Source organism: Streptomyces flavofungini (assembly GCF_030388665.1).
In the GTDB taxonomy this organism is placed as follows: Bacteria; Actinomycetota; Actinomycetes; order Streptomycetales; family Streptomycetaceae; genus Streptomyces; species Streptomyces flavofungini_A.
The window spans coordinates 4762057-4781081 of the sequence record NZ_CP128846.1; the positions used below are offsets into that span (position 1 = coordinate 4762057).

Consider the following 19025-nt stretch of genomic DNA (forward strand, 5'->3'; position numbering starts at 1 on the left):
GCGGCCCCGTGGCCGACCCGTCCTCCACCACGCCTGTGCCCCTCCCGACTGCCGACGCTCCGTGCTAGGCGATGGCCGCGCGGCCCGCCACCGCCGCCGCGGTGCGTGCCGCGGGCGACTGCGCCAGATAGTCGACGGCCTTGCGCAGCGAGCCCTCCTGCGACGGATGGTACGACCGCCGCAGATAGCGGGGCACGGCCGCGCCGAGCTGCCGCATGGAGGGCAGCAGGCCCTTGTCGACCGCCCTGTTGTACGCCCGGGGGGTCAGCCGGGGCCGCCTCGCCGCCCCCGTCGCCGCCGCCCTCGCGAGCCGTGGGTCGTGGCGGATCAGATACGCGCTGCCCCAGATCCACAGGTAGAGCATCACGGGTGCCGTGACCGCCATGGCCGCCACCCGCCGCGCGTACCGGGGCGCGCCCGTGCCGCCGCAGTGCTGGTACATGTCGAACGCGACCGCGCGGTGCTCCACCTCCTCCGCGCCGTGCCAGCGCAGCAGGTCCAGCATGACCTCGTCCGCCCCGGCCCGGTCGAGCCCGTCGGCGTCGAGCACCCAGTCGCCGAGCACCGCGGTGAACTGCTCGATGGCGGCCACCACCGCGAGCCGGAACCGCAGCCACTCCTGCGTCGACACCAGCGGCCCGAGCGGCGTCCGGTCCCCGAGGAGCCGTTCGAAGAGGAAGTCGACGTACTTCGTGAAGTCGGCCGTGTCCAGGCGCCGCGCCGCCAGGTGGTCGAGCACGTGCGCGTGCTGCACGCTGTGCGTCGCCTCCTGCCCCATGAAGCCCTTGACGTCCTTGAGGAGCACGGGGTCGGTGACCAGCGGCAGGCCCTCCTTGAAGACCTTCACGAACCACCGCTCCCCCGCCGGGAGCAGCAGGTGCAGGACGTTGATGACGTGCGTGGCGACGGGCTCGTCCGGGATCCAGTCCAGCGGGGTCTCGTCCCAGTCGAACGAGACCCGGCGCGGCACGATCGCGTAGTGCTCCTCCCGGTGCTCTCCCTTGCGTTCTACGCCGCGTTCTTCGCCGCGTTCTTCGCCGCGTTCTTCCGGTGTCTCCGTGCTCACAGCGGTGGCTCCAATCGGGCTATCGCGCGCAGGGCCTTGGGCGTGAAGCGGGACATGAGGTGGGCGCCGCGGGCCTCCGGGGTGACGGGGACGACGGCCTGATTGCGCACGACGGCGCGCAGGACGGCGTCGGCGACCTTCTCCGGGGGGTAGTTCCGCAGGCCGTAGAGGCGGGCGGACTTCTTCTGGCGGCGCTTCTCCTCGTCGGCGGAGACCCCGGCGAAGCGGGCGGTCGAGGTGATGTTCGTGTTCACGAAGCCCGGGCAGATCGCCGAGACCCCGATGCCCTGCCCGGCCAGCTCCGCGCGCAGGCACTCGCTGAGCATCAGGACGGCGGCCTTCGACGTGCTGTACGCCGGGAGGGCCTTGGAGGGCTGATAGGCGGCCGCCGAAGCGGTGTTGACGATGTGTCCGCCCTGGCCGCGCTCGGCCATCTGCCTGCCGAAGAGACGGCACCCGTGGATCACGCCCCACAGGTTGACGTCGAGGACCTTCTTCCAGTCCTCGGAGCTGGTGTCGAGGAAGGATCCTGACAGGCCGATGCCGGCGTTGTTGACCAGGACGTCCACCACGCCGTACTCCGTGGCGACCTTCTCGGCCAGCTTCTCCATGGCCTGTTCGTCGCTGACGTCGACCGTCTCCGCCCAGGCCGCCGGTGCGCCCACGAGGCGGGACAGCTCCGCCGTGCGCGCCGCGCCCTCCGCGTCCCGGTCGACGGCGATCACCCGCGCGCCCGCCTCCGCGAACGCGAACGCCGTGGCCCGCCCGATGCCGCTGCCCGCGCCCGTGACCAGGACGAGCTGGCCCGCGAACCGCTCGGCGTGCTTGCCGGGCGCCGGGGCCGCCGCGCTCGCCAGGGCCGACGGACCGCCGCCTTCGTGGGCCGAGACGAACTCCGTGATCCACGCCGTGAGCTGGTCCGGGCGGGTGCGCGGCACCCAGTGCTTGGCGGGGAGGGTGCGCCGGGTCAACTGCGGTGCCCACGACTCCAGGTCGTCGTACAGCTTCTCGGAGAGGAAGATGTCGCCGGAGGGGACGATGAGCTGCACCGGTGCGTGGGCGTAGGCGTCCGCGCGGGGCCTGCGCAGCCGGGCGCGGACGTTGTCGCGGTAGAGCCAGGCGCCGTGCGCGGCGTCCGACGGCAGCGACAGCGTGGGATAGCCGTCGGCGGGGACCTTCTCCAGGCGCCGCAGAATTTTCGGCCAGCGCTTGCCGAGCGGGCCGCGCCAGGCCAGCTCGGGCAGGACGGGGGTGTGCAGCATGTACACGTACCAGGACTTGGCGCCCTGGGAGACGAGTTGGGCGGCGCGGCGCGGGGTCGGCCGCGTCATGCGCTTCTTGATCCAGTGCCCGAAGTGGTCGAGGGACGGCCCTGACAGCGACGTGAACGACGCGATCCGCCCCTGCGTGCGCTCGACCGTCACGAACTCCCAGGACTGCACCGAGCCCCAGTCGTGGCCCACCAGGTGCACCGGCTCGTCCGGGCTGACCGCGTCCGCGACGGCGAGGAAGTCGTCGGTGAGCTTCTCCAGGGTGAAACCGCCGCGCAGCGGCTTCGGTGCCGTCGACCTGCCGTGCCCGCGCACGTCGTAGAGCACCACGTGGAAGCGGTCCGCGAGGCGCGCGGCCACCTCGGACCACACCTCCTTGGAGTCCGGATAGCCGTGCACGAGCAGCACCGTGGGCCGCGCCGCGTCACCCAGCTCGGCGACGCACAGCTCCACGCCGCCCGTGCGCACCCAGCGCTCCCGCGCGCCCAAGAGATCGACGGTGGTCATGCGGCAGCCCTCTCCTCGGCCCAGCGCCGCACGTGCGGCAGATCGTCGTCCAGCCAGAAGGCGCTCTGCTCGGGGTCCTTGGAGTCGGTGACGACCAGGATCTCCTCGAACTTCGCGCCCGTGCCGCGGAAGCCCAGATGCGGCTCGACCGCCCACAGACCCGGCTGCGGCGGGTGGTCGGAGAACTTGTACGGCGACCACAGGGGCGACCAGCCGTCCCGGTGGCCGTGCAGCGCGTCGCTGGCGAGGCCCTTCAGGGACTGCGTGCCGAACCCGAAGACGTGCGGCGAGAACCGGCGCTCCTTGACCCGGTCGACCTTGTGCGCGATGACGCCGAAGGGATACGCGCGATGGCGGTTGGCGTACCCCTGGCGGACCATGAGCCGGTCCACGTCCTCGTAGATCTCGCGCAGCGAGCGGCGCTCGCGGACCTCGCGCAGGATCAGCTCGCGGTGCGCCTCCAGGTCCGCGAGGAGCTTGTCGTGCACCGGGTTCAGGCCCAGGCAGCCGGAGTAGCCGATGTCGGCCGTGCAGCCCTGGAACACCGGGGCCATGTCGAGGATGAAGGGCATCCCCGGCTCCAGCCTGCGGTTGGTCGGGAAGAACTGCAGGGGTATGCGGAAGTTCGTGAACGCCGTGCGGTCCCCGAACCAGGCGAACGGCAGGTGGAACCAGTCCCGCACCCCCCGCTCGCGCAGCCAGTCCCGCTGCATCCGCGCCGCCTCGCGCTCCGTCACCCCCGGCTTCAGCTGGGCGGCGACGGCCTCCGCGCACGCGTACGCGAGGGCCTGCACCTGCCGGAACCCCCGCAGATCCGCGGGGAGTTCACCCTTCGATGCCGAAGTCACTGCCGAGATCCCTGCCGAGGTCATGGCTGAGGTCATGCCACCGTCCGTCCGTCGTGTCCGCACGCGCCGTGTCGCTCGCGCGCCGTGTCCGCGCACGCGCCGTCCCGCTCGCGCCCGCGCTCCGTCGTCTCCGTACGCGCTCGTAACTTGACACTGATGAATGTGACAATGGCTGACGGCTGCGTCAATAGTTCTGCCCAACCCCGCGGGACAGGTCCGGAAGTTCCCCGACGCCGTACCCGGGGGAACCTGTAGGGGGCGACTTACGGACGACCCTTACGGGCCCGTAATACTCGAGAGTGACGGTCGATCGAGCCTCAGGGCTGACGCCTTCGTGTGGCCCACGCCACTACGTTCGAACCGTGACTGTGATCGCGACCGAAAGCCTGAGCATGCGGTTCCCCCGGGTGACCGCGCTTGACCGGCTCTCCATGGACATCGGACCCGGTGTGACCGGACTCGTCGGGGCCAACGGAGCCGGCAAGTCCACATTGATCAAGATCCTGCTGGGTCTGTCCCCCGCCACGGAGGGCCGCGCCGCCGTGCTCGGACTCGACGTCGCCACCGAGGGCGGCCGGATTCGTGAGCGCGTCGGCTACATGCCCGAGCACGACTGCCTGCCGCCCGACGTCTCGGCCACCGAGTTCGTCGTCCACATGGCACGCATGTCGGGCCTGCCGCCGGCCGCCGCGCGCGAACGCACCGCGGACACCCTGCGCCATGTCGGGCTCTACGAAGAGCGCTACCGCCCCATCGGCGGCTACTCGACCGGCATGAAGCAGCGCGTGAAGCTCGCCCAGGCGCTGGTGCACGACCCGCAGCTGGTCTTCCTCGACGAGCCGACCAACGGCCTCGACCCGGTCGGCCGCGACGAGATGCTCGCCCTGATCCGCCGCGTGCACACCGACTTCGGCATCTCGGTCCTCGTCACCTCGCACCTCCTGGGCGAACTGGAGCGCACCTGCGACCACGTCGTCGTCATCGACGGCGGCAAGCTCCTGCGCTCCAGCTCCACCACGGACTTCACCCAGAGCACGACGACCCTCGCCATCGAGGTCACCGACAGCGACGAGCACCCGGACGGCACCGCCGCCCTGCGCGCGGCCCTCCAGGGCCGCGGCGTCGCCACCCAGGACGACAACGGCGGCCTCCCCGGCGCCGGGCACACCGTGCTCCTGGAGGCGGCGGACGAGGACACCTACGACCTCGTCCGGGACGTCGTCGCCGACCTCGGCCTCGGCCTGGTCCGCATGGAACAGCGCAGGCACCAGATCGCGGAGGTCTTCCGCACCGACGAGTCCGGCCGGTCCGGCAAGCCCGACGAGAGCGACCAGGCGTCCGCGCGCGCCGTCGCCTGGGCGGCCGCAGCCGCCGAGCAGACGCAGACGGGAGGCGGCCGCGATGCCCGCTGACTCCACCCAGATCCACAACATCGGCTACCGCCACTACGACGGCCAGCGCCTCGGCCGCGCGTACGCCACCCGCTCGCTGTTCTCGCAGAGCCTGCGCGGCGCCTACGGCCTCGGCCGCTCCGCCAAGTCCAAGGTCCTGCCGATGATCCTCTTCGGGGTCATGTGCGCCCCCGCGTTGATCATGGTCGCGGTCGCGGTGGCCACCAAGGCCAACGACCTCCCCGTCGACTACACGCGCTACGCGATCCTGCTCCAGGCCGTCATCGGCCTCTACCTGGCCGCGCAGGCGCCGCAGACGGTCTCCAGGGACCTGCGGTTCAAGACCGTGCCCCTGTACTTCTCGCGCCCCATCGAACGCGTCGACTACGTACGCGCCAAGTTCGCGGCACTCGCGAGCGCCCTGTTCATCCTCACGGCCTTCCCGCTGGTCGTGCTCTACGTAGGCGCGCTGCTCGCCAAGCTCGACTTCGCCGACCAGACGAAGGGCTTCGCCCAGGGGCTCGTCTCCGTGGCGCTGCTGTCCGTGCTGTTCTCCGGGATCGCACTGGTCATCTCCGCGGTGACCCCGCGCCGCGGCTTCGGCATCGCCGCCGTCATCGCCGTCCTGACCATCTCCTACGGAGCGGTCTCCACCGTCCAGGCCATCGCCCACGAACAGGGCAGCTCCGGAGCCATCAGCTGGCTCGGCCTGTTCTCGCCGATCACCCTCATCGACGGCGTGCAGACCGCCTTCCTGGGAGCCACGTCCGCCTTCCCCGGGGAGCAGGGCCCCTCGGCCGGTACGGGCGTCGTGTACGTCCTCGTCGTCCTCGCCCTCATCGCAGGCAGCTACGCCGGCCTGATGCGCCGCTACCGAAAGGCCGGGCTCTAGCCATGTCCCTCCCGTCTCCCACCACCCTCCCAAGGAATGGGCTGCGCCCATGAGCTCTCTGCGCATCGACCACGTCTCCCGCTGGTTCGGCAACGTGGTGGCGGTCAACGACATCACGATGACCATCAGCCCCGGAGTCACCGGCCTGCTCGGCCCGAACGGCGCCGGGAAGTCCACCCTCATCAGCATGATGGGCGGTTTCCTCGCCCCCTCCACGGGCAGCGTCACCCTCGACGAGCGGCCCACCTGGCGCAACGAGGAGATCTACAAGCACCTGGGCATCGTCCCCGAGCGCGAGGGGATGTACGACTTCCTCACCGGCCGCGAATTCGTCGTCGCCAACGCCGAGTTGCACGGCCTCGGCAAGAAGGCCGCCCAGCGCGCCCTCGCCACGGTCGAGATGGAGTACGCGCAGGACCGCAAGATCTCCACGTACTCCAAGGGCATGCGGCAGCGCGTGAAGATGGCCTCCGCGCTCGTCCACGAGCCGTCCGTGCTGCTGCTCGACGAGCCCTTCAACGGCATGGACCCGCGCCAGCGCATGCAACTCATGGAGCTGCTGCGCACGATGGGCGACGAGGGCCGCACCGTCCTGTTCTCCTCGCACATCCTCGAAGAGGTCGAACAGCTCGCCTCGCACATCGAGGTGATCGTCGCCGGACGCCACGCGGCCAGCGGCGACTTCCGCAAGATCCGCCGCCTGATGACGGACCGGCCGCACCGCTACCTGGTGCGCTCCAGCGACGACCGCACGCTCGCCGCCGCACTCATCGCCGACCCGTCCACCGCGGGCATCGAAGTCGACCTCGACGAGGGCGCGCTGCGCATCCAGGCCGTCGACTTCGGGCGCTTCACCACCCTGTTGCCACGCATCGCCCGCGAACACGGCATCCGGCTCCTGACCGTCTCGCCCTCGGACGAGTCGCTCGAGTCGGTCTTCTCCTACCTCGTCGCGGCCTGAAGGGAGCCACCGTGTACGACCCCACTGTCGCCCGGCTCACCTACCGGGCCCTCCTCGGCCGCCGCCGAGCGCTCATCCTGTTCGCCCTGCCGCTGCTGCTCATCGTCATCTCCGTGGCGGTACGCGCCCTCAGCGGCGCCGACGACCAGGTCGCCTCCGACCTGCTCGGCGGGTTCGCGCTCGCCACGATGGTGCCGATCATCGGCGTCATCGCGGGCACCGGCGCGATCGGCCCCGAGATCGACGACGGCTCCGTGCTCTACCTGCTGTCCAAGCCGGTCAAACGGCCCACGATCATCGTCACCAAGCTCACCGTCGCCATCGCCGTCACCATGGCGTTCTCGGCGCTCCCGACGTTCATCGCGGGCACGATCCTCAACGGCAACGGCCAGCAGATCGCCGTCGCCTACACCATCGCCGCCCTCGTCTCCTCCATCGCGTACGCGGCGATCTTCCTGCTGCTCGGCACGGTCACCCGGCACGCGGTGGTCTTCGGCCTCGTGTACGCCCTGGTGTGGGAGGCGCTGTTCGGATCCCTGGTCTCCGGGGCGCGCACGCTCAGCGTGCAGCAGTGGTCCCTCGCCGTCGCCCACAAGGCCGCGGACGGCGGTGACCTGGTCACCTCCGACGTGGGCCTGCCCGCCGGGGTGATCCTGCTGATCGTGGTCACGGCCGGGGCCACGTGGTTCGCCGGGCAGAAGCTGCGGACGCTGACGCTGGCCGGCGACGAGTAGGTGCTCGAAGTCGGGCGCTCGAAGTCGGGCGCTCGAAGTCGGGCGCTTGAAGCCGGGCGCCTGAAGCCGGGTCGCCTGGAGTCAGGTGCTTGAAGTCTTGACGTCGTCTTCACCCTCCCACCCGGACACTGGTGGGAGGGGGATGCTTCAGCTGTTGCCAGGAGGTGCCGCGATGGCATCGGACAAGGGACGGGACGAAGAGGCCGGGGAAGCCGGGGCCACCGGCGGGACCGGTGGCCCCGGGAGCGCCGGGGACGAGCAGTGGGACGACGTGGTCCTCGACGACGACTTCGTCCGGTCCGCGGCGGCCGCCGAGCCGTCGGCCCGCGCCCGGATGCTCTCCGCCCGGTGGCGGGACCGGGCGCCCGAGCCGCAGCCCTGGCGGTCCGACGAGCCGCCCGCCGGGTGGTTCTTCAGCCGGCGGCGCAAGAAGCGGCGCCGGAAGTAGAGCTCCAGCCGGCCGCTTCTGCGGCGGGAAAAATCGGTGGCGGGGCAGGGTCGCGGTCGGCAGAGTAGGGGATGTCACCGCGTCGGGGCCTCGCCCCGGTGCTCACCTTCTGGGAGAGGAGCCGACGATGTTCAACCACCCGTCGTCGTGCTCCCGGCAGGGCGGTCCGAGGCAGGCTCCGGAGTAGTCACTGCACTCCGTCCGAGCCCGCGCCACGGGGGATCGCCCGGGGCGGCCGCTTCGAGCGCGCACGTTTCGCTGCGCGGGCCGCCCACCCAACGTCGCACTGGCCGGGCCTGGGGTCACGGGAACTTCCCGTGCCCCGGGTCCGGCCTTCTGCACGTCCACGTCGCAGTGGCTGTCGGCCGGGGCTGTACGCGGAGCCGCCTTACGGCAGCAACCGCTCCAGGACCACCGCGATGCCGTCCTCCTCGTTCGAGGCCGTGACCTCGTTCGCCACTGCCTTGAGGTCCTCGTGGGCGTTGGCCATGGCTACGCCGTGGGCGGACCAGGCGAACATCGGAATGTCGTTGGGCATGTCGCCGAAGGCGATCGTGTCCGCGGCCTTCACGCCGAGGCGCCGGGCGGCGAGGGACAGGCCCGTCGCCTTCGTCAGGCCGAGCGGCAGGAGTTCCACTATGCCCGCGCCCGCCATCGTGACGCCGACCAGATCGCCCGCGGCCTGCTGCGCCACGGCCGCCAACTCGTCGTCGGTCAGCCGGGGATGCTGGACGTACACCTTGTTGAGCGGTGCCGACCACAGCTCCGCGACGTCGGTGAACGGGACGGCGGGGAGCGGGCCCTCCTGGACCACGTACCCGGGGCCGACCAGGACCTCGCCCTCCAGGCCGTCGCGGCTCGCGGCGAGCGCCAGCGGGCCGACCTCCGCCTCGATCTTGGCGAGGGCCAGGCCCGCGAGCTGGCGGTCCAGGGTCACGGAGGTCAGCAGCCGGTGCTCGCCCGCGTGGTAGACCTGCGCGCCCTGGCCGCACACGGCGATGCCCTCGTAGCCGAGGTCGTCGAGGACGTGCCGGGTCCAGGCGACGGAGCGGCCGGTGACGATGATGTGGGCCGCGCCCGCCGCGGTGGCCGCCGTGAGCGCGTCCCGGGTGCGCGCCGAGACCGTGTCGTCGGGGGACAGGAGCGTCCCGTCGAGGTCGGTCGCGACGAGCGGGTACGGAAAGGACGGGCCGGAGCCGCCCGTGGGCTCGGTGCTCACTTGGCGAGGGGCTCCAGGATCTCCCGGCCCCCCAGATACGGCCGCAGGACCTCGGGGACGCGCACGGAACCGTCGGGCAGCTGGTGGTTTTCCAGGAGCGCCACGATCGTGCGGGGCACCGCGCACAGCGTGCCGTTCAGCGTCGCGAGCGGCTGGACCGCCTTCTTGCCGTCCTGCTCCGCGCGCATGCGCACGGAGAGGCGGCGGGCCTGGAAGCTGTCGCAGTTCGACGCGGACGTCAGCTCGCGGTACTTGCCCTGGGTGGGGATCCACGCCTCGCAGTCGAACTTGCGCGAGGCCGAGGCGCCCAGGTCGGCGGAGGCGACGTCGATGACCTGGAAGGGCAGCTCCAGGCCGGTCAGCCACTGCTTCTCCCAGTCCAGGAGCCGCTTGTGCTCGTTCTCGGCGTCCTCGGGCGCGACGTACGAGAACATCTCGACCTTGTCGAACTGGTGCACCCGGAAGATGCCGCGGGTGTCCTTGCCGTACGTCCCGGCCTCGCGGCGGAAGCAGGGCGAGAACCCGGCGTACCGCAGGGGGAGCTTGTCGGCGTCGATGATCTCGTCCATGTGGTACGCCGCGAGCGGGACCTCGGAGGTGCCGACCAGGTAGTAGTCGTCCTTCTCCAGGTGGTACACGTTCTCGGCGGCCTGGCCGAGGAAGCCGGTGCCCTCCATGGCGCGCGGGCGGACCAGGGCGGGGGTCAGCATCGGCGTGAACCCGGCCTCGGTGGCCTGGGCGATGGCCGCGTTGACGAGCGCGAGCTCCAGGAGCGCGCCGACGCCCGTCAGGTAGTAGAAGCGGGAGCCGGAGACCTTCGCGCCGCGCTCGACGTCGATGGCGCCGAGCGCCTCGCCGAGCTCCAGGTGGTCCTTGGGCTCGAAGCCCTCGGCGGCGAAGTCGCGGATCGTGCCGTGCGTCTCCAGGACGACGAAGTCCTCCTCGCCGCCCACCGGCACGTCCTCGTGCACGAGGTTGCCGAGCTGGAGGAGGAGGCGCTTGGCGTCCTCGTCGGCCGTGTCCTGCTCGGCGTTCGCGGCCTTCACCGCGGCGGCGAGCTCGCCGGCCTTCTTCAGGAGCTCGGCCTTCTCGTCGCCGGAGGCCTTGGGGATGAGCTTGCCAAGCGCCTTCTGCTCGGAGCGCAGCTCGTCGAAGCGGAGCCCGGAGGACCTGCGCCGCTCGTCGGCGGAGAGCAGGGCGTCGACGAGGCCGACGTCCTCTCCACGGGCGCGCTGAGAAGCGCGAACACGGTCGGGGTCCTCACGGAGCAGGCGAAGGTCAATCACCCCTCAAGGCTACCGTCGCGCGGTTCCGGCCCACGACTTGATATTCACTTCCGGGGCGATATGACCGTTTTGCCGGAATGGGAATTCCCGGGAGTGACGTACGGGTGGCGTGCCGGTGGCCGGAGATCGCCGCGCGATCCGGGGGGTCAATAAACCGGACACGAATCCCCGAAACGGGGCAGATGTCTGCCGACGCCTTGACTCGATCCCCTTGTGGGGAACGGGACTTGGGGCGGCGGTTGTCCACAGGAATGGGGACGTCCGGAAAGTTATCCACAGGCTGTGCGAAAGATCTGTGGACACCGGAACGAGTCGCTCCGAATGCCGCCTCCGTGTCGGTGGATTCCTGCCCCAAACCCCCTCTGGACCAACTTTCGAGTGGAAATGGTTAACTCCAAAGAGTTGATCAATGGAAAAGAATGGACGAGGGGTGATGTGCGGGGCTGTGGACGCAACTGGGGGCTGAGGATCGCTTTGTCGACGATGTCGTAGTTCGTTGTCGACTTGTCCCCAGATCGAGAAGGGCACCTGTGGATAACTTCTGTGGACAACGTAAATCTGCAGGTAGTACTGCGTTTTCAGCCAAGACCACGGCCGCCGGAAGGTCATGACGAAGCACCGGGGAACGTCAGGCGACGGCGCGGCGAACGCTCGGAAGAGGCCGCTCTGGCGCGGCGTCACTCGGAAGCGGCCGTCCTGGCTGCTGCGTCGCTCAGAAACGGCCGTCCTGGCATTGCGTCAGCCAGTCCGACGCCGCCAGGAATTCCCCGTCGGACGTGCCGGGCCGCAGCGGCCGCACGTCCTCCACCGCCACGCCCGCGCGCGGATACGACCCGAGGAAGCGCACCTTCGGGCAGATCCGCTTCAGGCCCATCAGCGCCTCGCCCACCCGGCGGTCGGTGATGTGACCCTCGGCGTCCACGCTGAAGCAGTAGTTGCCGATGCCCTGTCCCGTCGGCCGGGACTCGATCCGCATCAGGTTGACGCCGCGCACCGCGAACTCCTGGAGCAGTTCGAGCAGCGCGCCCGGGTGGTCGTCGCCGAGCCAGATGACCAGGGAGGTCTTGTCCGCGCCGGTGGGCGCGGCGGGCCGCCCCGGACGGCCGACCAGGACGAACCGGGTCGCCGCGTTGGCCGCGTCGTGGATCTCGGTGACCAGCGCCTCCAGGCCGTACGTCGCCGCGGCGAACTCGCCCGCGAACGCCGCGTCGAACCGGCCCTCCTGCACCAGGCGGGCGCCGTCCGCGTTCGACGCCGCCGACTCCCACAGCGCGTCCGGCAGGTGCTCGCCGAGCCAGTTGCGCACCTGCGGCTGGGCGACCGGGTGGCCGGTCACCGTCTTGATGTCCTTGAGCTTCGTGCCGGGGCGGACCAGGAGCGCGAAGGCGATCGGCAGGACCACCTCGCGGTAGATCATCAGGGGTGTGCCCTTGGCGAGCTCGTCGACGGTCGTGGTGACGCCGCCCTCCACCGAGTTCTCGATCGGCACCAGCGCCGCCGCGGCCTCGCCGCCGCGCACCGCGTCCAGGGTGGCCGGGACGGACACCATCGGGACGAGCTCCCGGGTGGCCGCCTCCGGCAGGGTGCGCAGGGCCGCTTCGGTGAAGGTGCCTTCAGGGCCGAGGTAGGTGTAGCGCGTCGCCGACATGCCGTCACCCTAATGGCGCGTCGTGAGGCGCGTCTCATCCGGCCCTGGCGAACGAAGGGCGCATACAATGTGACCCGCGTCACATCTCAAGCAGATGCTGCCCCACGTACTCCCCGGCCCCAGCGCCCCCCGGCACCGCGAAGAGACCGCTCGCCTCGTGCCGGATGAACTCCGAGAGCGCGTCCCCCCGGTCGAGCTTGCGCTGCACCGGCACGAAGCCCTTCAGCGGATCCGCCTGCCAGCAGATGAAGAGCAGCCCGGCGTCCGGCTCGCCCTTGGCGTCGAATCCGTCGTGGTACGAGAAGGGGCGTCGCAGCATCGCGGCGCCGCCGTTCTGGTCGGGCCGGGTGATGCGGGCGTGGGCGTTGAGGGGGACCACGAGCTTGCCGTCGGCGCCGGTCTTCTCCAGCTTCATCTCGGTGGTCTCGGTGCCGCCTGTCAGCGGCGCCCCGTCGGCCTTGCGGCGCCCGATGACCTCCTCCTGGGCCTTGGTGGCCAGCTTCTCCCAGTCGTCGAGGAGCATGCGGATGCGGCGCACGACGGCGTAGGAGCCCCCGGCCATCCAGGCGGGGTCCGTGCCGTCCGGCTTCTCGGGCACGAAGATCCGCTTGTTGAAGTCGTCGTCGGACGGCTTCGGGTTGTTCGTGCCGTCGATCTGGCCCATCAGGTTGCGGGCCGTCATCGGGCGGGCGGTGGCGCCGGGCGAGCGGTTGAAGCCGTTCATCTGCCAGCGCACCTTCGCCGCCGCACCGGCCTGCCGCTGCAGGGCGCGCAGCGCGTGGAAGGCGACGAGCGGGTCGTTCGCGCCGATCTGCACCCACAGGTCGCCGCCGCTGCGGGACTTGTCGAGGCGGTCGGAGGAGAAGTCCGGCAGCGGGTCGAGGGCGGCCGGGCGCTGCTTCTCCAGGCCGGTGCGGCGGAAGAAGCCGTGGCCGAAGCCGAAGGTGACGGTGAGCGCGGCGGGGCCCGCGTCCAGGGCGACGCCGGTGTCGGGGCCGCCGCCGTCCACCGGCTCCCCCGCCATCAACTGCTTGGCGGTGGCCGACCAGCGGCGCAGCAGCGCCGCCGCCTCCTTGCGCCCGGCGCCCGGCGCCAGGTCGAAGGCGATCAGATGGCCGCGGGACTGCACGGGCGTGGTGATCCCGGGCTGGTGTTTCCCGTGAAACATCACCTCGTCCGTGCCGAGCGAGGTCAGGGCCGTCGACGACTCGCCCCCGGAGTCGGACGCGTCCGAGGTCGCCGCGGCGTACCCGGCGGTGGCGCCCGCGGCGCCGAGCGCGAGGCCGGTGGCGCCCGCCGTACCGAGCAGGCGCCGTCGCGAAATGGTGTGGTCCGCCATGGTGGGTCAGCCGATCTGCACGTTCTTGTCGAGGGTCACTTGGTCGATGTCGGAGGTGCGCACGGTCAGTTTGACCTGCCACTTGCCGGTCATCGGGATCTGCACTCCGCTCGCGCTCCAGTGTCCGGTCGCGATGCGGTCGGGGGCCACGGGCAGCGGGCCGACGTCCTTGGCCTTGAGGGTGAAGGACACCTTGACCTCGGGGAGGTCGAAGGCGCTGCCGTTGGGGCGGGTCGCGTAGACGTGCAGGTCGTTGCTGCCGGTGCGGCCCGGGGTCAGCTCCATGCGGACGTCCCCCTTGCCGTCCTTGCCGCCGGTGTCGAAGGGGAAGTCGACCTTGACCGGGCCCGCCGACTGCTGCGCCGACGTGGCCGAGGCGTTCTTGGCCTCCTCCTCGGTGCGGCCCGGTTCGGTGCTGGTCAGGATCGTGGTGACGGCGAGCACGACCACGGCGACGCCCGCCTCGACGAACACCGAGCGGCGCAGGCCCGAGCGGTGCGGGTCGGCGTCGCGGATGCGCTTCTGGCGCGCGGTGTCCATGGCGGCCTGCTGCCGGGCGAGCTGGGCGGCACGCTTGTCCTGGCCGGTGGCCTTGGCGCCGGATCCCTTGCCGCTGTCGGCCTTGGCGGCACCGTTCGTGCCGCCGCCCTTGCCGTTGTCGGCCTTGGCGCCCCCGCTCGTGCCGCCGCCCTTGCCGCCGTCGGCCGTGTCGACGGTCGCCGAGACGCCCGTCTTGGAGCTGTGCGCCACGGCGACGGGCTTCTTCTTCTTGGTCGAGTTCTTGGGCGAGGCCCGCTGTTCGACCACCGTCGCGGCCGCGGCCTCGGGCGCCATCCCCCCGGCCTCCCCCGCGATCCGCCCGGTCCACCGCCGCGACACCGAGGCGACGCCGACGAGGACGGCGACGAGGCCGATCTTGACGAGCAGCAACTGCCCGTACCCGGTCTCGACGAGCGCGGTCCACGAGCCGACCTGCCGCCACGACTGGTAGAGGCCGGTCGCCGCGAGCGCCACGACGCTGACGAAGGCGACGCGCGAGAAGCGGCTCACCGCCGCCGCGTCGATGTCGGGCGCGCGGTACAGGCAGAGCAGCAGCGCCGCGAGCCCGCCGAGCCAGGCCGCGACGGCGAGCAGGTGCAGGACGTCGACGGGCATCGCGATCCCGGCCTGGATGCCGGTCGAGGCGTGCTCGGCGAGCGCCCAGGTGGCCGCGATGCCGACGGCGACGACGCTGCCGCCGATGGCCAGGCCGAAGGCGAGGTCCCGCTTCTCCTTGGCGTCCTCGCGCCGCTCGTACGCCCCGAAGAGGACGGCGATGAACAGCGCGGCGGCCGCGAGGAGCAGCAGCCGGGAGACCAGGGCGGCGCCGGTCTTGGTCTGCAGTACGTCGCCGAGCTTCGCCAGGTCGAAGGCGTCGCCGAGCTTTCCTGAGCCCGTGTAGGGAGCCCGCAGGAGCAGGGTCACCAGGGTGGCGCCGGTGAGGGCGAGCCAGCCGCCGACCACCAGGCGCTGCAGCGGCCGGACGCCCGCGCCGCGCTGCCAGCAGCCGAGGACGAAGGCGGCACCGCCGACGACGACGGTGAACCCGGCGTAGGCGACGTAGCGCGCGATGTCGTAGAGGGTGCCGACGAGCCCGTCGCCGACGTTCTGGTCGGGCAGCGAGACCTTGGTGGCGGAGGGCGCGCCGATGGAGAAGGTGAAGGCCCCGGCGATGGGGTGGCTGTCGGCGGAGACGACCTGGTAGGCGACGGTGAAGGTGCCGTCGGGCAGGCCCGGCTTCAGCTTCACGCCGTAGGAGTGCGAGCCGAGGTCGGTGGTCCTGCCGGTGTCGACGCGCTTGCCCGCGGGGTCCAGGACCCGGACGGAGCCGTCGGACATGGCGACCTTCTCGGAGAAGGACAGTGACACCTGCTCGGGTGCCTTGTCGACCACCGCTCCCTGCTTGGGGTCGCTGCCGGTGAGCGCGGCGTGCGCGCCGGCCGGCGCCGCGGCGGCCAGGACGGAGCCGAGGACGGCGACGATCAGGGCGACGGCGACGAGCAGCAGTCGTCCGTAGCCGTTCAGGGCGGCCGGCCCCGGGCGGGGAGCGGTGGTCCGCATCAACTCTTCAGTCCCCTCAGTGCGACGCGTGCATGTCGGTCGACCCGTCGGTCGACGCGTGCTTGTCGGTGGTGGAGTGGGTCTTCGCGTTGCTCGGGTCGTGCTCGGTGCTGTTCGAGGAGCTCGCCGGGTTGTACGTGGCGGGCTTCACCGGCATGGCGACGGTGATCGGCTTCGACTTCTCGAAGCGGAGGGTGACCTCCACCTTGTCGCCCTGCTTCGGCTTGTGCTTGAGCTTCTCGAACATGATGTGGTTGCCGCCGCGGGAGAAGTCGAGGGTGCCCTTCGCGGGCACGGTGAACGACTTCCGCTCCTTCATCGTGGAGCCGACGGTGGCGTGCAGGGTGACGCTGCCCGCGAGCGGGCTGGAGGCGGAGACGAGCTTGTCGGCCGCGCCCTTGTTGGTGAGGGTGAAGAAGCCGCCGGCCATGTCGTCCATCGCCGGTACGGGGATGTAGGCGCCGCCGACGGAGAGGTCGGGCTTCGCGGCCGCGCTGTCGGCCGCTTCCTTCTTGCCGTTCCCGCTGGACTTGTCGGAGTCGCCGCAGCCCGCGAGGACCAGGCTCGCGGTCAGGGCGAGGGCTCCGCCGGTGAGGAGACGACGGCGGGGGGTGGTGCGGTGGTTCACGGGTTCTGTCCCTTGAGGATCTTGGGGAGGTCCTGCTCGTAGTCCTTGGCCGTGGCGTCCTTGCCGTTGTAGACGGCATAGCCCGCGTCGGTCTTGGGCGAGAAGGCGATGACCTGCGTGCCGTGCATCGACTCGATCTTGCCGTTCTTGAGCTTCTTGGACGGCTCGACGTTGATGCCGACGGTGCGGCCGCTGGCCTGGATGGTCGGGAAGTCACCGGTCAGACCGATGAACTCGGGGTCCTGGGCCTTGAGCCACTTGCCGAGTTCCTTCGAGGTGTCCCGCTCGGGGTCGGTGGTCACGAAGACGACCTGGAGCTTGTCGAGCTCGGCCTTGGTGACGGTCTTCTTCTGCAGCAAGGTCTTCTTGGCGACGGCGATGTTGCTCATCGTCAGCGGGCAGACGTCGGGGCAGTTGGTGTAGCCGTAGTAGAGGAGCACCGGCTTGCCCTTGGTCTGCTCGCGCAGGTCGTACTTCTTGCCGTGGGTGTCCTTGAGGACCAGGTCCGGCTTCTTGAACGGCCGGTCGAGGACCGTCGCGGCCTTGTCCTTGCCGGACTCCATCGACACCTCGGCGACCGGCTTCTTGCCGTCGCCCCCGCCGCACGCGCTCAGGGTGAGGGCGGCCGCGGTCAGGACGGCGGCGGCGGACAGCGTCTTCGTGGTCTGCTTGGTCAACTTGCGCATACGAAAATGTCCCAGATGTGAGGGGGCCGGGACGCGCCGGGGCCGGGGCCCTCGGCGCGTCCCGCGGTTGGCTCAGCTGCTGCGGCGGCGACCGGCGAGCACACCGAAGGCCACGCCCGCGGCGCCGACGACGATGCCGACGATGCCGAGGGTGCGGGCGGTGGTGTCGCTGCTGTCGCTGTCGGCGGCCTTCTCTTCCTTGCCCTCGGACTTCGCGTCGGCCTTGGCCGCGGCCTTGTCGTCGGACGCGTCGCCGCCGTGGTGGTCGTCGGACGCGGCGCTCAGCGCGAGGGCGGGCGCCGGGAAGTCGGGCTCCTCCTGGCCCTTCTGCTGCGGCTCGATCCAGCGGACGACTTCCTTGTTGCTGTACGTCTGCAGCGCCTTGAACACCATCTGATCGGCGTCCTCGGGCAGCTGGCCGAGGGACAGCGGGAACTTCTGGAAGGTGCCCGGCTCGATGCCCTTGCCGTCGGCGGACCAGGTGACCTTGGAGACGGCCTCGTCGATCTTCTCGCCGTGGATCTCGATCGGCTTCTTCAGCTTGGTCTTGGTGACCTTGGCCTTCCAGCCGGGCACGGGCTGCGTCATGACGGACGCGAGCGGCTGGTCGGCGGGGAAGGTGACCTCCAGCTTGGTGGTGGAGGCGTCGTCGCGCTCGTTGGGGACCTTGAAGTTGACGGTCGCGTAGCCGCCCTTGGCCGCTACGCCCTCGGGGCTGACGCTCACGTGCGCGAAGGCGGGGACGGCGGAGAGCAGCAGGACGGCGGAGGCGGCGGTGCCGGCGACGACGGAGACGCGGGTCAGGGACTTCATGGCGGAATGCTCCAGTTTCGGCAGGTGGTCACGGCGGTCGTGCCCGTGGTGAACGGTGAATACGGCCGTACGCACTGTGATGTTCGGAAGGGGACGCGGTGCGCGGGGCCGTGCTGCGGCCACGCGCGGGTGCGCCGAGCGGCACCGCTTCCGATGAATCGCCGGGATGAATTGCCGGGAGGAGCGGTCCGCGTCAGGCGGCGAGCGTGAGTGCGGCCGTCGCGGGCGGGCCGCGCCGGATCACCGTGTCCTTGAGCGCGGCGGCCCGCGGCCGCGGCGGCGGCGGGGAGTGCGGGGCGCACACAGGACCCGTCAGGGGCGCGCCGGGGAGCCCGGCGCGCAGGACTCGTACCAGCGCGAGGGCGGCACGCAGCGAACGTACGAGCGCCGCCTCGGCGACTCCGTGCGCCCCCTGGGCGGACAGCCGTACGAGACGGGCGAGCGCGAGGTCGCCGCGGCGCAGGAGCCAGCCCGCGGCGAGGGCCGCGAGGACGTGGGCGAGCAGCATCGGCAGGGACGGGAGGAGCGCGGCGACCGACGACGAGCCCATCGAGGGCATCGGCGTCGTCGATGTCGTCGAGGCCACCGCGCCCGTCGCCTGCGCGGCCGCGTCGGCCCCGGCGTGGGCGTGGGCGCTGTGGGCGCCGCCCGACGGTTCCAGGCCCGCGCTCCGCAGGATCTGCCGGGCCTGGACGGGCGTGATGGTCGCCGCGCTCGCGCCGCACGCGATGCGGGCCGCCCGTTCGACGAGCGAAGCGGCGCCCGAGCCGCCGCCCGTCCCGGCCGTGGCCATCGCCATGCTGTGCTGCTGGCCGAGGCCGAACAGCGCGTGCAGCGCGAGCTGGCCGACGGCGAGCGCCCCCGCGATGCCCGGCAGCGACCGCTCGCGCCCGGCGAGGGGCACGGCGACGGCGAGCACCACGACGAAGGCGGCGATCAGCGTCCACAGCGGGACGGCGGCGCAGGACGCGAGCACGTGGCCCCCGGCGGACAGCACGACGCAGACCGCGGCGAAGGTCGCGGCCCGCAGGAGCCGGACATCGGCTCCGGCGCGTGTCTGACGCGGGTGGGGGGCAGTCATGGCCGGGCCATCATCGCACCAGGTTCACCCGTCTCCTACGGCAGGTCCGCGGGCGGCGGCGCATTCCCGGGGCGGCCGGGCTACACCGGACGGGGTGCCGGGCGCGT

The 19025-nt window shown here is 71.4% G+C and carries 17 protein-coding genes; 5 read left to right on the forward strand and 12 right to left on the reverse strand.

Annotation, left to right across the window (positions count from 1 at the left end):
- Positions 1 to 64: 64 nt before the first annotated feature.
- The 3 genes from QUY26_RS19940 to QUY26_RS19950 all read right to left on the reverse strand — a co-directional run bounded on the left by QUY26_RS19940 (position 65) and on the right by QUY26_RS19950 (position 3692).
- Entirely contained in the window at positions 65 to 973 is a 909-nt protein-coding gene (locus tag QUY26_RS19940) for a metal-dependent hydrolase (RefSeq protein WP_289955847.1), read from the reverse strand.
- Between the two features lie 89 nt (positions 974 to 1062).
- Positions 1063 to 2844: an SDR family oxidoreductase gene (locus QUY26_RS19945; RefSeq protein WP_289948581.1), complete on the reverse strand. Its 1782-nt coding sequence runs from the start codon at positions 2842 to 2844 to the stop codon at positions 1063 to 1065.
- A complete protein-coding gene (locus QUY26_RS19950; protein WP_436840368.1) occupies positions 2841 to 3692 on the reverse strand; it encodes a M24 family metallopeptidase in 852 nt (283 codons plus the stop codon). The genes QUY26_RS19945 and QUY26_RS19950 overlap by 4 nt, the downstream gene beginning before the upstream one ends.
- A 392-nt stretch (positions 3693 to 4084) precedes the next feature.
- Here QUY26_RS19950 and QUY26_RS19955 point away from each other — a divergent pair, with 392 nt between their 5' ends.
- The 5 genes from QUY26_RS19955 (at position 4085) to QUY26_RS19975 (ending at position 8118) form a co-directional block, all read left to right on the forward strand.
- Positions 4085 to 5104, forward strand: a complete 1020-nt coding sequence (locus QUY26_RS19955) for an ABC transporter ATP-binding protein (protein WP_289955849.1) — start codon at positions 4085 to 4087, stop codon at positions 5102 to 5104.
- Positions 5094 to 5975: an ABC transporter permease gene (locus QUY26_RS19960; protein ID WP_289948583.1), complete on the forward strand. Its 882-nt coding sequence runs from the start codon at positions 5094 to 5096 to the stop codon at positions 5973 to 5975. Before QUY26_RS19955 ends, QUY26_RS19960 begins: the two co-directional genes overlap by 11 nt.
- Before the next feature lie 49 nt (positions 5976 to 6024).
- Positions 6025 to 6936, forward strand: a complete 912-nt coding sequence (locus QUY26_RS19965) for an ABC transporter ATP-binding protein (RefSeq protein WP_289948587.1) — start codon at positions 6025 to 6027, stop codon at positions 6934 to 6936.
- 11 nt (positions 6937 to 6947) lie between these two features.
- Positions 6948 to 7670: an ABC transporter permease gene (locus QUY26_RS19970; RefSeq protein WP_289948590.1), complete on the forward strand. Its 723-nt coding sequence runs from the start codon at positions 6948 to 6950 to the stop codon at positions 7668 to 7670.
- A 172-nt stretch (positions 7671 to 7842) separates the two neighbouring features.
- On the forward strand, positions 7843 to 8118 hold the full coding sequence (locus tag QUY26_RS19975) for a hypothetical protein (RefSeq protein ID WP_289948595.1): 276 nt from the start codon (positions 7843 to 7845) through the stop codon (positions 8116 to 8118).
- Positions 8119 to 8506: 388 nt separating this feature from the next.
- On the opposite strand, the gene QUY26_RS19980 is transcribed toward QUY26_RS19975, so the two are convergent.
- The 9 genes from QUY26_RS19980 to QUY26_RS20020 all read right to left on the reverse strand — a co-directional run bounded on the left by QUY26_RS19980 (position 8507) and on the right by QUY26_RS20020 (position 18918).
- Positions 8507 to 9337: an HAD family hydrolase gene (locus QUY26_RS19980; RefSeq protein WP_289948597.1), complete on the reverse strand. Its 831-nt coding sequence runs from the start codon at positions 9335 to 9337 to the stop codon at positions 8507 to 8509.
- Positions 9334 to 10623, reverse strand: a complete 1290-nt coding sequence (gene serS, locus QUY26_RS19985) for a serine--tRNA ligase (protein WP_289948598.1) — start codon at positions 10621 to 10623, stop codon at positions 9334 to 9336. The genes QUY26_RS19980 and serS overlap by 4 nt, the downstream gene beginning before the upstream one ends.
- 712 nt (positions 10624 to 11335) lie before the next feature.
- Complete coding sequence (gene pheA, locus QUY26_RS19990; protein WP_289948599.1) at positions 11336 to 12271, reverse strand: prephenate dehydratase; 936 nt, start codon at positions 12269 to 12271, stop codon at positions 11336 to 11338.
- Positions 12272 to 12350: 79 nt separating this feature from the next.
- Entirely contained in the window at positions 12351 to 13610 is a 1260-nt protein-coding gene (gene efeB / locus QUY26_RS19995) for an iron uptake transporter deferrochelatase/peroxidase subunit (RefSeq protein ID WP_289948601.1), read from the reverse strand.
- 6 nt (positions 13611 to 13616) lie between these two features.
- The gene (locus tag QUY26_RS20000) at positions 13617 to 15710 is read right to left on the reverse strand and encodes a copper resistance CopC/CopD family protein (protein WP_289948602.1); all 2094 of its coding nucleotides are present in this window, start codon (positions 15708 to 15710) and stop codon (positions 13617 to 13619) included.
- 16 nt (positions 15711 to 15726) lie between these two features.
- Complete coding sequence (locus QUY26_RS20005) at positions 15727 to 16338, reverse strand: copper chaperone PCu(A)C (RefSeq protein WP_289948605.1); 612 nt, start codon at positions 16336 to 16338, stop codon at positions 15727 to 15729.
- A complete protein-coding gene (locus QUY26_RS20010) occupies positions 16335 to 17024 on the reverse strand; it encodes an SCO family protein (protein ID WP_289948608.1) in 690 nt (229 codons plus the stop codon). Before QUY26_RS20010 ends, QUY26_RS20005 begins: the two co-directional genes overlap by 4 nt.
- A gap of 72 nt (positions 17025 to 17096) precedes the next feature.
- Positions 17097 to 17837: a YcnI family copper-binding membrane protein gene (locus QUY26_RS20015; RefSeq protein WP_289948612.1), complete on the reverse strand. Its 741-nt coding sequence runs from the start codon at positions 17835 to 17837 to the stop codon at positions 17097 to 17099.
- A 193-nt stretch (positions 17838 to 18030) separates the two neighbouring features.
- On the reverse strand, positions 18031 to 18918 hold the full coding sequence (locus QUY26_RS20020) for a hypothetical protein (RefSeq protein ID WP_289948614.1): 888 nt from the start codon (positions 18916 to 18918) through the stop codon (positions 18031 to 18033).
- Positions 18919 to 19025 lie beyond the last annotated feature (107 nt).

Bases quoted from the DNA above. Each gene is read 5' to 3' on its own strand.
- QUY26_RS20020 (WP_289948614.1), bottom strand. From the start codon at position 18,918: ATGACTGCCCCCCACCCGCGTCAGACACGCGCCGGAGCCGATGTCCGG.
- QUY26_RS19945 (WP_289948581.1), bottom strand. From the start codon at position 2,844: ATGACCACCGTCGATCTCTTGGGCGCGCGGGAGCGCTGGGTGCGCACG.
- QUY26_RS20000 (WP_289948602.1), bottom strand. From the start codon at position 15,710: ATGCGGACCACCGCTCCCCGCCCGGGGCCGGCCGCCCTGAACGGCTAC.
- QUY26_RS20010 (WP_289948608.1), bottom strand. From the start codon at position 17,024: ATGCGCAAGTTGACCAAGCAGACCACGAAGACGCTGTCCGCCGCCGCC.
- pheA (WP_289948599.1), bottom strand. From the start codon at position 12,271: ATGTCGGCGACGCGCTACACCTACCTCGGCCCTGAAGGCACCTTCACC.
- QUY26_RS19960 (WP_289948583.1), top strand. From the start codon at position 5,094: ATGCCCGCTGACTCCACCCAGATCCACAACATCGGCTACCGCCACTAC.
- efeB (WP_289948601.1), bottom strand. From the start codon at position 13,610: ATGGCGGACCACACCATTTCGCGACGGCGCCTGCTCGGTACGGCGGGC.
- QUY26_RS19975 (WP_289948595.1), top strand. From the start codon at position 7,843: ATGGCATCGGACAAGGGACGGGACGAAGAGGCCGGGGAAGCCGGGGCC.
- QUY26_RS19965 (WP_289948587.1), top strand. From the start codon at position 6,025: ATGAGCTCTCTGCGCATCGACCACGTCTCCCGCTGGTTCGGCAACGTG.
- QUY26_RS19955 (WP_289955849.1), top strand. From the start codon at position 4,085: ATGCGGTTCCCCCGGGTGACCGCGCTTGACCGGCTCTCCATGGACATC.
- QUY26_RS20015 (WP_289948612.1), bottom strand. From the start codon at position 17,837: ATGAAGTCCCTGACCCGCGTCTCCGTCGTCGCCGGCACCGCCGCCTCC.